This is a genomic window from Desulfofundulus luciae (assembly GCF_030813795.1).
GTDB classification, from domain to species: domain Bacteria; phylum Bacillota; class Desulfotomaculia; order Desulfotomaculales; family Desulfovirgulaceae; genus Desulfofundulus; species Desulfofundulus luciae.
The window spans coordinates 132,960-147,360 of sequence record NZ_JAUSUX010000006.1; the positions used below are offsets into that span (position 1 = coordinate 132,960).

A 14,401-nucleotide genomic window follows, 5' to 3' on the forward strand; every position below is an offset into this window, starting at 1 on the left:
GCATGACCCACTGCCATTGTCCTGGCCTGAAAATAGAAGTACCCGCTGGGGCCCGGCGCATCGTTCTGGCCGGTAATCCCAATACGGGAAAATCGGTATTTTTCAACCACTTTACCGGCATGTATGTGGATGTTTCCAACTATCCGGGAACGACCCTGGATATCTCCTACGGGCGTTACGGCTCCGACGTGGTGATTGATACGCCGGGGGTTTACGGTATCTCTTCCTTTAACGACGAGGAACGCATTGCCCGGGATATCATCCTTTCCGCCGATCTGGTGCTCAATGTTGTTTCAGCCGCCCATCTGGAAAGGGATCTTTTCCTCACCCAGCAGATCATCGACACCGGGGTACCGGTAATTGTTGCCCTCAACATGATGGACGATGCCAAGAGAATGGGCATTGAAGTGGATGTGGATCGGTTAAGCCACCTGCTGGGAGTGCCGGTCATCCCTACGGTGGCCGTGAAGAAGGAGGGGTTTGACCGCCTGAAGGCGGAACTCTTAACCGCCCGGCCGGGACACCCCACACCGGGCCTGGAAGAGGAGCTCGACCAACTGCTCAACCGGGTGGGGAGCCGGGGAGAAGCACTGCTGGTCCTGGAAGGAGACCCGGTGATTGCCGCTCGCCACGGGTTGGAGCCGGGCACCCGGCGGGAGGAAATTTATCGCCGCCGGAGGGAAAGGGTTAACGAGATTTGCCAGCAGGTGGTGCGGGAAACCTCCCGGGACGTCGGTGTGGCCACCATTTTGGGACGCTGGATGATCAAGCCGCTCACGGGGGTTCCCATCCTGTTCCTGGCCCTCTGGGCGATGTACAAAGCCATTGGTGTTTTTATCGCCGGTACGGTGGTGGGAATTACCGAGGAAACCATTATGCAGGGCATATATGAGCCTGCGGTGCGTCAATTCGTCGAACAATTTATACCCCAGTCTTCGATACCTGGTACCATTTTGATTGGCGAGTTCGGTTTGCTCACCATGACGGTGACCTACCTGCTGGGATTGTTGATGCCCCTGGTGGTGGGGTTCTATTTCTTCCTGTCTTTATTCGAGGACTCAGGTTATTTACCCCGGATTGCCACCCTGGTCGACCGTCTGTTAACCTCCATTGGGTTAAATGGCAGGGGAGTAATTCCCATCATTCTGGGTTTTGGTTGCGTAACCATGGCCACCATCACCACCCGGCTCTTATCCTCGGACCGGGAGAGAAAGATCGCTATCTTTCTGCTGGGGTTGACCATACCCTGCTCGGCCCAGCTGGGCGTCATCGCCGGCATGCTGGCCACACTGGGACCGCAGTACGTGGCCCTGTATGCCCTGGTAATCTTCAGCGTACTGGTGATGGCCGGTACGTTGCTGTCCACCCTGTTGCCTGGCAAATCGGCTGACCTGTTCATCGATCTGCCTCCCCTGAGATTGCCAAGGCTGGATAATGTGTTAAAGAAGACTGGTACCAAGTCCTACCATTTCCTCAAGGAAGCCGCGCCGCTTTTCGCCCTAGGGGCACTGATCATCAGTACCTTTCAGGTAACGGGAATCCTGGAATTCCTGCAAAACCTCCTGGCTCCTCTTACCGTAGGCTGGTTGAATCTTCCCCGCGAGGCTGCCACGGCCTTCATTATGGGGATTGTGCGGCGTGATTTCGGAGCTGCCGGGTTAACGGACCTGGCCTTAAGCCCGCTACAAACCATTGTGGCATTGATCACCATCACCCTGTTCGTACCCTGTATTGCCTCCATACTGGTGATTTTTAAGGAACGAACCAAAAAGGAAGCACTTTTCATCTGGGGGAGTAGCTGGGTAGCGGCATTTCTCGTTGGCGGCCTGGTGGCCCAACTGGCCCGGCTCTTCAACCCTGCCGGCGATAAAGTACAGGTTTTGCCCGTAGTACTGGCCTTCGCGGCCCTTACCCTGGCCATTGTGGGAATGTGCTTATTTCTGCGCCGGACCAAACCGACCACCAATATTCCGGGGTAGGGGCGTAACGGTGCTCACCGGTAGCCATCACTTAAATACATGGGGAGGAAGATAGGGCATGCAATGGTCGAAAGGCACCTGCCCTTGTTGCGGTTATAAAGTAGCTGATATCAACGCCATCCGCTGCCCCCGCTGCAACCACCTTCTATGGACATTGCAGTGCTGCCAGGGCAGTTGCAAAAAATGCACTAAGGGGTGCAAAAAAACCTAAAAGTTCCCCCTGGCAGGGGGACACGCCGTCAGGCAGTTTAGGAAGGCAATTTAAAATGGTTTGGGGGGCCGGTTTGAAAACCGGCCCCTGCTTTAACAGGGAAAGCATCATAGGTTGTCGAACGTTGCATATAAATCTAAAAACAGGGGAGGTAGACTGAAATGTCCCTCCTGGGTCTGGTGCTGGCGTGCCTGTTCTTTGCTGCCGGCCTGGCCGGGACGGTCGTGCCGGCCCTACCCGGCGCACCGCTCATCTGGCTGGGAATGCTGGTTTATGGCCTGGCCACCGGTTTCTCTACCCTGGGATGGGGCTTTTACCTGGGCCAGGCACTGGCAATGGCTCTGGTACTGGCCCTGGATTACCTGGCTGGAGCCTGGGCGGTACGCCGCTACGGTGGTTCCGGTTATGCCATCTTGGGTAGCGCGGCTGGTATGATCCTGGGGTTAATTGTATTTGGAGCCGCGGGTATAGTTTTTGGCCCCCTGGTAGGGGCGGTAATTGGGGAGTTGCTTGCCCGCAAACCCTTAACCCAGGCCATTCTGGCCGGCTGGGGTTCCCTGGTCGGCCTTGCAGGAGGGATGGCCGTCAAACTGGTACTGGAGATAGGGATGATCGTCTGGTTTTTTGCCGCCATCCGGTGATGGCCCAACCTGTGTTTAGTCCCGGCGGGGACCTTTCTCCCGGAATTCTTCATCCAGGGGCCCACCGGCGGTGTTCAGTTGGAAGCCCTCAACTTCCTGGTTAGGGCCGGGCTGACTTACCCTGGTCTCTTCCCCCAGATTTTCTCCCGTGAGCAGGACGTGCACCCGGCTCACCTGTTCCTTGCGTTTGACACGGTGCAATAGCAAGAGCACCTCCACAACGATTATTTTTATTTATTTTTGTTATCAATGGCGTCACCCAGACAGAAAGCCTTTAAACGAACCCGGCTCTCATCATGCTTGAAAACCCGGGTCCACGGGCAAGGAAGCCCGGCGGCTGGCTTGCACCGCCAGCTGATCGCAGCGGTTATTGTAGGTATTGTCGGCGTGGCCTTTAACCCAAACCCAGGTAATGCGGTGCCTGCTGGCCAGGGAAAGAATTTGCTGCCAGAGATCGGCATTTTTGGCCGGCTCGCCGTTCTCCCGGCGCCAGCCGTTGGCCTGCCAGCGTTTGACCCATCCCCGGGTCATGGCATCCACAATGTACCGGCTGTCGGTATATATGGTGACCCGGCAGGGCCGCTTCAGCGCTCTCAGCCCCTCAATTACGGCCATTAATTCCATGCGGTTGTTGGTGGTCTGCGCATATCCCCCGGACAGCTCTTTAACGTGGTTGCCGTAGCGCAACACCACCCCGTAGCCACCGGGTCCGGGATTGCCGCTACAGGCACCATCGGTATATATCTCCACTTCCGGCAGATCAGCCATCAATATTTTCCCCCGTCAATGCTAAATTACTCCTCTATTTTAGCACCACCTTACCCGGGGTACCAGCAAAAAATCAGTTTGCCGCCAGCCAGGCTTTTAATGGGGGCATAATAAACTTCCGAAATAGGCTATCGACCTGATTAAATGTTCCAAAAGGATTGACAGGTTTTCTATACATAAATAACATAAAAAGGGGATTGTGAATGTGAGCACGTTCCTAAAAAAAGGGGGGTTATTATGTATCGCAAAATACTTGTCCCAGTGGATGGTTCCCACCGGGCGGCCCTGGCTGCCGAACATGGGGCGCAATTGGCCAAGCATTTCAAAGCCCACCTAACTATCTTTCACGTCATACCGCCCCTGCCGTCTTATGTAAATAAGTACGAGGACAGGTTGGGCGAAGTCTACCACAATATTGAAAAGCAAATGGAGGAAAATGGAGCAGAGATTTTAAATCGGGTTAAGGAGGAACTGGCGCACTACGGCCTGGATTTAGAAGTTAAATCCATTTGGGGCAACCCGGCGGAGGAAATTTGCCGGGAAGCCCGGGAAGGTCGCTACGACATCATTGTCATGGGCAGCCGTGGTCTTGGGGAAATCCGCGGTTATTTGATGGGCAGCGTAAGCAACCGGGTGGTTCGTCATGCTCCCTGCCCGGTGCTCATCGTCCGCTAAGAAGACTCTTGTTTTTCCGGCACAAGTATACTAAAATTTCTTTGGGAGTTATGCTCCCGGCGGCGCGCCGCCGGGAAATTTCTTTTTCCTGAAGTCTTCATCCAGGAGGTGGCAATACAGGTGGCTATTGTTGAGATCAGGGTCATGAACCGTCCTTTCCTGCCCGATCCGGCGGGAGAGGAGGTTCTCTATGAGATAAAACATGCCCTGGGCATAAATACGATCCAAAGGGTACGTACGGCCAAGGTTTACCGTTTTGAAGGCATCGATGAGTCAAAGGCCCATCTGCTGGCCGAAAAACTGCTGGCCGAAGCAGTTTTCCAGGATTATACCATCAACGCCCCCATCATCAAAGACGCTCCGGCAGTAGTGGAAGTGGCCTATAAGCCGGGGGTCATGAACCCCGAGGCCGCATCATTGATGAAAGCCGCCCGGGACCTGGGGATTGAGGGGCTGGTGGCCGCCGATTCCAGCCGGGAATATGGTTTCTACGGCCCGGACATCAATACACGGGATATTGAAATCATCCTTGACCGGCTGCTGGTCAATGCCACCGTGGAGCGGGTGGTTACTGAAAAACCCGCCACCCTCCTCATCTCGGGCCAATCGGGCTGGACCGAAATCATACCCCTGCGCGGGATGAGCGATGCGGAATTGATGGAATTGAGCCGCGACAAACTCTTCCTGAACCTGGAAGAAATGCACGCCATCCAGGATTACTTTAAAGCCATCGGCAGGGATCCCACGGACTGTGAAATAGAAACCCTGGCCCAAACCTGGTCCGAGCACTGCGGCCATAAAACCTTTAAGGCGCGCCTCCTGGTTGACGGCAAGGAAAAGAAACCCCTTTTAAAACGTTTGCAGGATGCAACTGCCACGGCCAACCACCCCCTGGTGCTTTCAGCATTTGTTGATAACTCCGGGGTAATGGAGTTTTACGACGGTTGGGCTGTCTGCGGCAAAGTAGAAACCCATAATTCCCCTTCTGCCATTGAGCCCTACGGGGGGGCCATGACGGGCAGCGGGGGGGTATTCAGGGATGTCATGGGTACGGGCCAGGGGGCCCGGGTAATCGCTTCTACAGATATGTTCTGCTTTGCACCGCCCGATACCCCCCGGGAAGATATTCCCCCCGGTTGTCTCTCCCCCCATTATCTGCTGCGCCGGGTGGTGGCCGGGGTGCGGGACTACGGCAACCGTATGGGCATCCCTACCAATAACGGCTCGGTTCACTTCCACCGTGACTTCCGGGCCAAGCCCTCGGTGATCGTGGGGGCATATGGGCTGTTGCCTGTGGAACGCTGCCGGAAAGGCCAGCCCCGGCCGGGAGATTTGGCCGTGGTCATCGGCGGGAGGACGGGCCGGGACGGTATTCACGGGGCCACCTTTTCCAGCGGGGAAATGACCCACCGGACTACCGAGGTAAATGCCAGTGCCGTCCAGATCGGCCATCCCATCGAAGAAAAGCGCGTGGCCGATGCAGTGCTGGCGGCCAGCGAAGCCGGTCTAATCAGGGCCATCACCGATTGTGGGGCTGGGGGATTTGCCTCGGCCCTGGGAGAAATGGGGGAAAAGACCGGTGTCAGGGTCTGGCTGGAGAGAGTGCCTTTGAAATACCAGGGGCTTAAGCCCTGGGAAATATGGCTTTCCGAAAGCCAGGAGCGCATGGTCATAGCCGTATCCCCGGAAAATCTGGAGCGGCTGCTGGAGATTTGCCGGGGGCTGAACGTGGAAGCTACCGTGCTGGCGGAATTTACTTCCGACCGGCGGCTGGTGGTTACCTATGAGAATGAAACAATTTGCGATCTGGATATGGAATTTCTCCACCACGGCCTGCCCAAACGGCTCCTCACCGCTCGCTGGCAACAGCCGGCGCTGGCAGACCCGCAAGTGTCAATTCCTGAAAACTGGGATGAGATTTACTGCCAGGTAATGGGCCACCTGAATGTCTGCTCCAAGGAACCCATTGTGCGCATGTACGACCACGGAGTACAGGGCTCCTGTGCCCTGGCGCCCTTTGGTGGGGTGGAGCAGGACGGGCCCAACGACGCGGTGGTCCTTACTCCCCTGCTCGGTTCTCCCGCCGCGGTGGTCATCAGCCACGGTCTAAATCCGGTTTTAAATCTAATAGATCCCTATTACGGTAGCCTGTGGGCGGCGACGGAAGCGGTTTCCAATGCTGTGGCGGTAGGGGCCAACCCGAAAGAGTTGGTATTGATTGACAACTTCATCTGGCCCTTCCCCGATGAGGAGGCGCTGGGTGCCCTGGACCGGGCCGTGGATGCCTGCGTGGATTTTGTGCGGGCCACCGGAATGCCCTTTATTTCCGGAAAGGACAGCCTGTCCAGCACTTACCGCGGGGACGGTGGAGAGGTGATCAAAATTCCACCGGTACTCTGTGTTTCGGTTTTTGGCCGTCTTCCCGATGTCAGGCGCACCGTTTCAGCCGATTTCAAGGGATCCAGCAATTTAATTGTCCTGGTGGGCCAGCGTAATCCTTCCGAAATGGCCGGATCGGTTTATTTTGATTTAGCTGGTTGCCTGGGGAAAAACCTGCCCCGGATCAACCTGGAGGTTGTCACGCGAGTATGGGAAGGCATTCACCGGGCTATCCAGGAAGAAAAGATTCTGGCCTGTCACGATATCAGCGAGGGGGGGCTGGCCACTGCCCTGGCCGAGATGTGCTTTGGCGGCGGGGTGGGAGCCCGGATCACCATCCCTGCCGGTGAACGCCCGGATTATTTCCTGTTTAACGAAACCAGCGGGTGCTTCTTAGTTGAAATGACCCCCACAGAAAAACCCGAAAAAACGTTTGCCGGCTTACCACACCTGGTGCTGGGGCAAACCACAGATGATCCGGCAGTTGTAGTGGAACAGGGGGGGCGCCGGCTTTGCAGTGTTCCCCTGGCCGACCTGAAAAGGTCCTGGCAGGAACCCATGGCCCGGGTCTTCGGCACCCCTGGCGCCGGTCATGGCCAGGAGGTGGGAGTATGAAAAAACCGCGGGTGTGTGTTTTGCGTACCGATGGTACCAACTGCGACCGGGAAACCGGTTATGCCTTTGAACGGGCGGGAGGGGACCCCCATCTGGTGCACGTCAACCAACTCCGGGCAGGAAAGAAAAAGCTTACTGAATACCAGATTCTGGTTATTCCCGGCGGCTTTTCCTACGGGGATGACGTACACTCGGGCAAAATACTGGCCGTGGAACTGACCTCTTTCCTAAAGGAGCAGTTACAGGAATTTGTGGATAGCGGCAAGCCGGTGCTCGGGATTTGCAACGGTTTTCAGGTACTAGTCCGTACCGGACTTCTGCCTGCAGCTAAAATGGGGGACATCAGAACCACCCTCATGCACAACGACAGCGGCCGCTTTGAGTGCCGCTGGGTTCACCTGCGGGTGGAAGACACGCCCTGTATCTTTACGCGAGGACTGGCCGGCAGGGTATTGCATTTCCAGGCCGCCCACGGTGAAGGCAAATTTTATACCGATGCCCAGACTCTGGCCGGCATCGAAGCGGGCAAGCAGGTGGTTTTCCGTTACTCCACCAGCAACGGTGACCCCACCAGCATTTATCCCCACAACCCCAACGGCTCTCTGGCCGCCATTGCCGGCATTTGCGATCCCAGCGGACGGGTGCTGGGGCTGATGCCCCATCCGGAACGTTTCGTAGATCTCACCCAGCACCCCAACTGGCGGCGCCAGCAATTCCACGAACCCCACGGCCTGCCCATTTTCCGCAACGCCGTGGCTTATGCTCAAGAGATGTGAGAAGAGGAGAACCGAAAAGGATGAACATTCGCAAGGCCAGAATTACCGATATGGAATCGGTGCACAGGTTAATCAATTATTACGCGGACCAGGGACTGATGCTGGCCCGTCCCCGCTCCGCTCTGTACGAGGCCGTAAGGGAATTTACGGTAGCCGAAGAAAAAGGGCAGATTGTAGGTGCCGGCTCCCTGCACATCATCTGGGAAGACCTGGCGGAAATCCGGGCCCTGGCGGTAGACCCTCGCTACACCCGCCGGGGCATTGGGCGCCGCCTGGTGCAATCTTTTCTCGAGGAAGCCCGGGAACTGGGGCTTCCCCGGGTTTTTGCCCTCACTTACCAGTCGGGCTTTTTTATCAAATGCGGTTTTCAGCCCATCCCCAAGGAAAAGCTGCCCCAGAAGGTGTGGAAGGAGTGCATCAACTGCCCCAAGTTCCCCAACTGTGAAGAGGAGGCAGTGATCATCGAGCTGGTTAGAACCCTGCAATAGGTAAGGACGTTGGGTTGTCCCTCCTGCTGGGTCAGGGGGGGCGATCAAAGCCAGGGTTATGATACATTACCTTTAGCTACTTATAAAAGAGATTACCGGTGTACACACTAATTTAAAAGGGTAAGTAAAGTTGGCCTGTCATAAGGCATTGTTCTGAAGCCGATTTAAAATTTCTATTTGGAGGTAATTTACCCATGAGTGTACAACCGGTAATGCCTAAATGCTGGCGGGTGGATACCAAACCCCACAAATTCTGTCCCGGTTGCGGCCACGGCCTGGTCCTGAAAGCCCTGGGAGATGCCATTGATGAGCTGGGCATTCAGGACCGGGCCGTCTTTGGCTGTGACATTGGGTGTTCACTGCTGTCCTGGGATTTTTTTAACCTCGATACCGTGCAAACCCACCATGGCCGCACTACTCCGGTGATGACGGGCATCAAAAGGGCGCGGCCAGAACTGATCTGTATAGCCTACATGGGGGATGGGGGCGGCTATGCCATTGGCTCCCAGCACCTGGTCAATGCCGCGGTACGCAACGAAAAAATTACCGTTATTTTGGCCAACAACACCGTCTATGCCATGACCGGCGGCCAGATGGCTCCCACCACCATGCCCGATCAGAAAACGGAAACCAGCCCCTACGGCCGGGATCCCCTGAAAATGGGCTATCCCATGCTGGGACCGGAGATGGTTGCCGCCATCACCCGGGAAGGAGCCTACGTGGCCCGGGGCACCATAGCCAACCTGCGCCAGTTGAAGGGCTATTTAAAAAAGGCTTTAGAAAACCAAGTGGCCGGAAATGGCTTTTCCTTTGTGGAAGTCTTATCTTCCTGTCCCACCAACTGGCGAACCAATGCGGAAAAAACCTGGAAATATATCGAAGAAGTTATGCCCAAATTTTTTAAGGTAGGAGAAATAAAGATTCCGGGAACCGGCAGGGGAATGGGGGAAAAGACAGAAATATAATGGCAGGAGGTGTTGAAATGGTTTTGCCAGGCAATACTTTCCACAAACATACCGGCAAAACCATATTAACAATGAAGGTGCTTTTTCATATTAATGAAGTAGACCGCTGGCCAAGGGTGTTAACCAATATTAATAATTTTTTACGGGATATCGGCACCGGCAAGGCCAGCATCCTGGTGTTGGCCAACGGCCTCGGCGTGCTTGCGTACAGCCTGGGCAAGCAGGATTTAATTAAAGAGATGGAGAATTTGCATGAACAGGGAGTAACGTTTATTGCCTGTCGGAACGCCTTAAATACATACAACATCAGTGAAAACAAGCTGCCCGCCTTTGTCACCGTGGTGCCGGCGGGGATCACCGAAATAGTGCAGAAACAGGCTCAGGGATACGCTTACATCAAGCCCTGATTCTTTCCGGCGGCAGGCTCATTACCGGAACCAAAAGGAGAGTAAAATGAAAAATCTGCGTATTGCCCTGGTCCAAATGCAGGTAACCATTGGCGACGTGAAAAAGAACCGGGAAAAAATGGCTGCCTTTGTGGAGGAAGCGGCCGGCAGGAAGGTGGAGATGATTCTCTTCCCCGAGCTATGCGTGCAGGGATATAACCGGGAAAGGGCCCGGGAATTTGCCGAACCCATTCCCGGGGAAAGCACAAACCACATCAGCCAGCTCGCCCGCTCCTTTAACATGGTCATACTGGCCGGGCTGGCTGAAGCCTCCGGCGGTGACAAACCCTACATCACCCAGGTAGTAGCGTACCCCGACGGCAGGGTAGATAAATACCGTAAAACTCATTTGGGCAGGAGCGAAAAACCATATTTTACCCCCGGCGACCAGTTACCGGTTTTCGAAACGGAAAAGGCCCGGTTCGGTATTGAAATTTGCTGGGACTTGCATTTCCCCGAAGTTACCACCGTGCTTTCTTTGCAGGGCGCAGAAATTATTTTTGCCCCCCACGCTTCACCTACCATTGTGGGAGACCGGAGGGATATCTGGCTCAAGTATCTCTCTGCCCGGGCCTACGATAACAGCGTGTTTGTAGCGGCCTGCAACCTGGTAGGGCCGACCGGGGAAAACCAGGAATTTTGTGGCGGCGCGCTGGTTATTGATCCCAAGGGTAATGTGGTGGCCGAAGATTTTCGGGGAAAAGAAGGATTGCTGGTAGTTGACCTGGACTCCCGGCTCATCAATACCATCCGCCACAATGAGGCTACCAGTATGCGCCATAGCTTTTACCTGCAGTCCAGAAGACCAGAGTTATATCAATTATTAGTAAATACCCAATTAACAAATTAACCCGGAAATTTTTCCGGGGTTAATTTATGTGCTCAATCTTTTAGCCCTCACGGGCAGCCTGTTTCTTTTTAGCTTCCTGGAGAACCTCCTCCTTGATCTTCAGGGCGTCTCCCATCACCAAACCAAATTGCAGCCATTTAAACCCAAACTGCAACAATTCCAGGTCGTCGGTTTTGATCCGTTCCACGACTTCGGGATCCACTTCAAAAACATCAAGGAACCTGCTTTCAAAGACAAACTGCCTGAACTTGTCCAGATCATAGCAGGCCATGTAATACATCTGGACAATGCGCGGGTTGGCCACCTTTTCGTTCAGAACCCGGGGGCTGTTGGAAAGCAGCTTGAAGATGGCCTCTACATCTTCATAGATGAACAGTCCTTGCTCCCTGAGGTAATCTTCTACATACAGCTCTTGAGGCTCTTCCAGGCCCCGGCAGCGGGACGGGTCGGTTAAGATAGTGAACTGATCGTATTCGGAACACCTGTCTAAAGGAAACATGCGACACGCCCAGGGGCGATCATCATAGATCTGACACCCCCGGGGAGTTACAAAGGGGCACTTTTTATCCTGTTCTTCATCCATTTTCAAGAGTACCACGGGTAAACCGGTTCCTTCCCCAATTAAGGAGACGGTATAACGATCCAGAAATTCCCCCGAGGAAAGTCCCAACCTTTTGCGCATGCGCAGTACGTCAAAAGGTGAGAGGTAAATGTTTACATCCCGGCAACAGTGGGTAAAACAGGAAAGTCCCGGATGACAGGAAAAGTGAAACTTGCTGTCACTGCTCAGTAGCGGTTTTTCATTGGCCATAATTTTTTATCCCCTCTTCCCAAATTAAGTTAAGTTAATTGCAAAAAAAGTTATTTAACCAATTCTTCCGGATCGCGGCCCCTCTCACAGCGGCCAGCCTGTCCTTTCTATAGACTAACTCATTATAACCCTTTTTTGTCCGAAATAGCAAGCCAATCTTTCCTGCCAAAAATACAAGGGACAGGCACATTGAAAATGGCACCCGTCCCTTGCTCAAGCGGTATAAATAGCTCCTTTGGGGCAACGGGCCAAACAGGCCCCGCATTTCAAACATTTCTGCCGGTCAATAAAATAAGGCTTACCTTTCTTTTCCCCCATAATGGCTTTAGCGACACATTCCCGGGCACACAAGCCGCAGGCAACGCATTTTTCTTCATCTATTACGTAGTCCAACAATGCCCGGCAAACTCCGGCGGGACAGCGCTTATCTCTGATGTGGGCCTCATATTCGTCCCGGAAGTATTTTAAGGTAGAAAGAACAGGGTTGGGCGCAGTCTGGCCCAGACCGCACAGTGATGCGTCCATAACCTCCCGGGAAAGCTCTTCCAGCTCGTTCAGGTCTTCCATTTGTCCTTGTCCCTGGGTAATCCGTTCCAAAATTTCCAGCATGCGCTTGGTTCCCACCCTGCAGGGAGTGCACTGGCCGCAGGATTCATCCTGGCTAAATTGCAGGTAAAACTTGGCAATGTCTACAATACAATCGGTTTCGTCCAGGACGATCATGCCTCCAGAACCCATCATGGAGCCCAGTTGCTTTAAGGATTCGTAGTCAATGGGCGTATCCAGGTGACGTTCTGGAATACATCCCCCGGAGGGGCCGCCGGTTTGTACCGCCTTGAATTGCCGTCCTCCGGGAATCCCCCCACCAATGTCAAAAACCACAGTACGTAACGTAGTGCCCATGGGCACCTCAATTAAACCGGTATTGAGGACCTTGCCGGCCAGGGAAAAGACCTTGGTTCCCCGGCTGTTTTCCGTGCCGAGGGAAGCAAACCAGGCGGGCCCTTCGCGAATGATCACGGGCACATTGGCATAGGTTTCCACGTTATTCAGCAGGGTAGGCTTTCCCCACAGGCCGCACTGGGCAGGGTAGGGAGGCCGGGGGCGGGGTTCACCCCGCTCGCCAACGGCCGAACGCAATAGGGCGGTCTCCTCGCCGCAAACAAAGGCGCCGGCACCCAGGCGCAGGTCGATGTCAAAGCTAAAATTAGTATTTAATATGCGCCGCCCCAGTAATCCATACTGCCGGGCCTGGTCAATAGCCCGTTCCAACCGGTCCACGGCAATGGGATACTCTGCCCGCACGTAAATATACCCTTCCCTGGCCCCAATGGCATAGCCGGCAATGGCCATGGCTTCCAGCACGCTGTGGGGATCTCCCTCGAGAATACTCCGGTCCATAAACGCCCCGGGATCCCCCTCGTCCGCATTGCAAACCACGTATTTTTCCGGTCCCTGGGCGGCCGCCGCCAGCTCCCACTTGCGGCCGGTGGAAAAACCCGCACCGCCCCGCCCCCGGAGGCCGGATTGCTTAATAGCATCCACCACCTGGGCCGGCGTCCAATTTAACAAGACATCGGCCAGGGCAAAATAGCCCTCACATGCTATATATTCCGTAATATCCTCGGGATTGATCAGACCACAATTGCGCAGGGCTACCCGGTATTGGGCGCGGAAAAACTGGATATCTGAAAGGCGTCGCTTTCTTTCTCCGGAAGCCGGTTCTTCATAGAGGAGGCGTTCCACTACCTGACCTTCCAGCAAATGTTTTTCCACGATTTCGGCAACATCTTCTTTTTTCACTAAACAATAAAGGGTTTGCCCGGGGTAAATAACCACCAGGGGTCCCATTTTACAAAAACCAAAACAACCAGTCTTGATTACCCGGGCCAGGACCTTCTTTAACTGAACCTGCCTGGCCAGCTCCTCCCTTACCTGATGGCTGGCCGAAGAGGTGCAACCCGTACCGCTACAGACCAGCACCTGCCAGCCGGGGGCTGCCCCCGGTTTTTCCCTGCGGGCGTTAATGTCCGGGAGCCGTTTCTTCCGGATATCGATCAGGTCGTTCAGCCCGTTGATCACCGGCAGTCACCTCCCTGCGCCGGTATTTCCGCAGCAGCCTGGCCACATCCTGGCGTCGAAATTTTCCGTACACTTCATCCCCAACCGTTAAAACTGGCGCCAGCCCGCAGGCACCCACACAGCGGGTGCTCTTCACCGTAAATAAACCGTCAGCGGAGGTATCGCCCTCGTGCAAGTCAAGCTGGCGCCTGAACTCGTCGAGAATACCCTGGGCGCCCTGAACGTAGCAGGCCGTTCCCAGGCAGACGTTGATGCCATATTTTCCCCGGGGCTCTGTGTGGAAGAGGGCATAAAACGTGACAACCCCGTTAACCTCACTTACCGGCATGTCCAGCTTGCCCGCAATATAGGTTTGTACTTCCTCCGGCAGGTAGCCAAAAATATCCTGAGCCTCTTTCAGGATGCGGATTAGCTGCCCCTCCTGCTGGCCGTAGCGTTCAATCACCTCGTCCAGCTGCCGGTACTTTTCGTCCAGCTCCTTTTCCCCGCCGGCCACGGCTTTCACCTCCTGGAGGATAGTTTGCCGTGGGAAGAATTAATAAATTCACCTCCTTGAGGAATCATTAATACAAAATATGGTAATCATATGGATAAGAATGACAAACCATAAAACAACCTCAAAGCGCAGCGGTAAAAAGTCAAGTACTTTTTGAAGGGAAATTGGAAAAAATTTTTGGGGTTAAGTCGTAAAAAGGCAACAACAAACCAGGCCCAG

The 14,401-nt window shown here is 54.6% G+C and carries 14 protein-coding genes; 9 read left to right on the plus strand and 5 right to left on the minus strand.

All coding sequences use genetic code 11. From position 1 onward, the window contains the following. Window positions 1–2: 2 nt before the first annotated feature. Entirely contained in the window at window positions 3–1,979 is a 1,977-nt protein-coding gene (gene feoB, locus J2Z49_RS05485) for a ferrous iron transport protein B (RefSeq protein ID WP_307400571.1), read from the plus strand. A gap of 372 nt (window positions 1,980–2,351) precedes the next feature. Then, the gene (locus tag J2Z49_RS05490) at window positions 2,352–2,831 is read left to right on the plus strand and encodes a DUF456 domain-containing protein (protein ID WP_307400572.1); all 480 of its coding nucleotides are present in this window, start codon (window positions 2,352–2,354) and stop codon (window positions 2,829–2,831) included. Between the two features lie 15 nt (window positions 2,832–2,846). Here the strand turns inward: J2Z49_RS05490 and J2Z49_RS05495 are convergent, their stop codons facing one another. Together J2Z49_RS05495 and rnhA are read right to left on the minus strand one after the other, a co-directional pair. Beyond that, window positions 2,847–3,032: a hypothetical protein gene (locus J2Z49_RS05495; RefSeq protein WP_307400574.1), complete on the minus strand. Its 186-nt coding sequence runs from the start codon at window positions 3,030–3,032 to the stop codon at window positions 2,847–2,849. 93 nt (window positions 3,033–3,125) lie between these two features. Continuing rightward, a complete protein-coding gene (gene rnhA, locus J2Z49_RS05500) occupies window positions 3,126–3,599 on the minus strand; it encodes a ribonuclease HI (RefSeq protein ID WP_307400576.1) in 474 nt (157 codons plus the stop codon). A gap of 237 nt (window positions 3,600–3,836) precedes the next feature. On the opposite strand from rnhA, the gene J2Z49_RS05505 reads away from it, so the two are divergent. From J2Z49_RS05505 to J2Z49_RS05535, 7 genes are all read left to right on the plus strand, one after another. Beyond that, a complete protein-coding gene (locus tag J2Z49_RS05505; RefSeq protein WP_307400578.1) occupies window positions 3,837–4,274 on the plus strand; it encodes a universal stress protein in 438 nt (145 codons plus the stop codon). A 120-nt stretch (window positions 4,275–4,394) separates the two neighbouring features. Continuing rightward, window positions 4,395–7,268: a phosphoribosylformylglycinamidine synthase subunit PurL gene (purL, locus tag J2Z49_RS05510; protein ID WP_307400580.1), complete on the plus strand. Its 2,874-nt coding sequence runs from the start codon at window positions 4,395–4,397 to the stop codon at window positions 7,266–7,268. After that, window positions 7,265–8,044 (plus strand): phosphoribosylformylglycinamidine synthase I, encoded by a 780-nt coding sequence (gene purQ, locus J2Z49_RS05515; RefSeq protein ID WP_307400582.1) that lies wholly within the window; start codon window positions 7,265–7,267, stop codon window positions 8,042–8,044. The genes purL and purQ overlap by 4 nt, the downstream gene beginning before the upstream one ends. A 20-nt stretch (window positions 8,045–8,064) precedes the next feature. After that, window positions 8,065–8,532 carry an N-acetyltransferase gene (locus tag J2Z49_RS05520; RefSeq protein WP_307400584.1) on the plus strand — a complete coding sequence of 156 codons (468 nt, stop codon included), beginning with the start codon at window positions 8,065–8,067 and terminating at the stop codon, window positions 8,530–8,532. Between the two features lie 194 nt (window positions 8,533–8,726). Continuing rightward, window positions 8,727–9,497: a thiamine pyrophosphate-dependent enzyme gene (locus J2Z49_RS05525; RefSeq protein WP_307400586.1), complete on the plus strand. Its 771-nt coding sequence runs from the start codon at window positions 8,727–8,729 to the stop codon at window positions 9,495–9,497. A gap of 71 nt (window positions 9,498–9,568) precedes the next feature. Further along, window positions 9,569–9,904, plus strand: coding sequence for a DsrE family protein (locus tag J2Z49_RS05530; protein ID WP_307400588.1), 336 nt, complete (start codon window positions 9,569–9,571; stop codon window positions 9,902–9,904). A gap of 46 nt (window positions 9,905–9,950) precedes the next feature. Beyond that, complete coding sequence (locus J2Z49_RS05535) at window positions 9,951–10,793, plus strand: nitrilase family protein (protein WP_307400591.1); 843 nt, start codon at window positions 9,951–9,953, stop codon at window positions 10,791–10,793. Between the two features lie 40 nt (window positions 10,794–10,833). Here J2Z49_RS05535 and J2Z49_RS05540 read toward each other — a convergent pair whose 3' ends face one another. From J2Z49_RS05540 to J2Z49_RS05550, 3 genes are all read right to left on the minus strand, one after another. After that, entirely contained in the window at window positions 10,834–11,604 is a 771-nt protein-coding gene (locus tag J2Z49_RS05540) for a YkgJ family cysteine cluster protein (RefSeq protein ID WP_307400592.1), read from the minus strand. Window positions 11,605–11,817: 213 nt separating this feature from the next. Further along, a complete protein-coding gene (gene nuoF / locus J2Z49_RS05545) occupies window positions 11,818–13,686 on the minus strand; it encodes an NADH-quinone oxidoreductase subunit NuoF (RefSeq protein WP_307400593.1) in 1,869 nt (622 codons plus the stop codon). After that, window positions 13,628–14,182, minus strand: a complete 555-nt coding sequence (locus tag J2Z49_RS05550) for an NADH-quinone oxidoreductase subunit NuoE family protein (RefSeq protein WP_307400595.1) — start codon at window positions 14,180–14,182, stop codon at window positions 13,628–13,630. Before J2Z49_RS05550 ends, nuoF begins: the two co-directional genes overlap by 59 nt. Between the last annotated feature and the right edge of the window lie 219 nt (window positions 14,183–14,401).

Bases quoted from the DNA above. Each gene is read 5' to 3' on its own strand.
- J2Z49_RS05490 (WP_307400572.1), top strand. From the start codon at position 2,352: ATGTCCCTCCTGGGTCTGGTGCTGGCGTGCCTGTTCTTTGCTGCCGGC.
- J2Z49_RS05530 (WP_307400588.1), top strand. From the start codon at position 9,569: ATGAAGGTGCTTTTTCATATTAATGAAGTAGACCGCTGGCCAAGGGTG.
- J2Z49_RS05535 (WP_307400591.1), top strand. From the start codon at position 9,951: ATGAAAAATCTGCGTATTGCCCTGGTCCAAATGCAGGTAACCATTGGC.
- purQ (WP_307400582.1), top strand. From the start codon at position 7,265: ATGAAAAAACCGCGGGTGTGTGTTTTGCGTACCGATGGTACCAACTGC.
- J2Z49_RS05525 (WP_307400586.1), top strand. From the start codon at position 8,727: ATGAGTGTACAACCGGTAATGCCTAAATGCTGGCGGGTGGATACCAAA.
- J2Z49_RS05540 (WP_307400592.1), bottom strand. From the start codon at position 11,604: ATGGCCAATGAAAAACCGCTACTGAGCAGTGACAGCAAGTTTCACTTT.
- feoB (WP_307400571.1), top strand. From the start codon at position 3: ATGACCCACTGCCATTGTCCTGGCCTGAAAATAGAAGTACCCGCTGGG.
- J2Z49_RS05505 (WP_307400578.1), top strand. From the start codon at position 3,837: ATGTATCGCAAAATACTTGTCCCAGTGGATGGTTCCCACCGGGCGGCC.
- rnhA (WP_307400576.1), bottom strand. From the start codon at position 3,599: ATGGCTGATCTGCCGGAAGTGGAGATATATACCGATGGTGCCTGTAGC.
- J2Z49_RS05520 (WP_307400584.1), top strand. From the start codon at position 8,065: ATGAACATTCGCAAGGCCAGAATTACCGATATGGAATCGGTGCACAGG.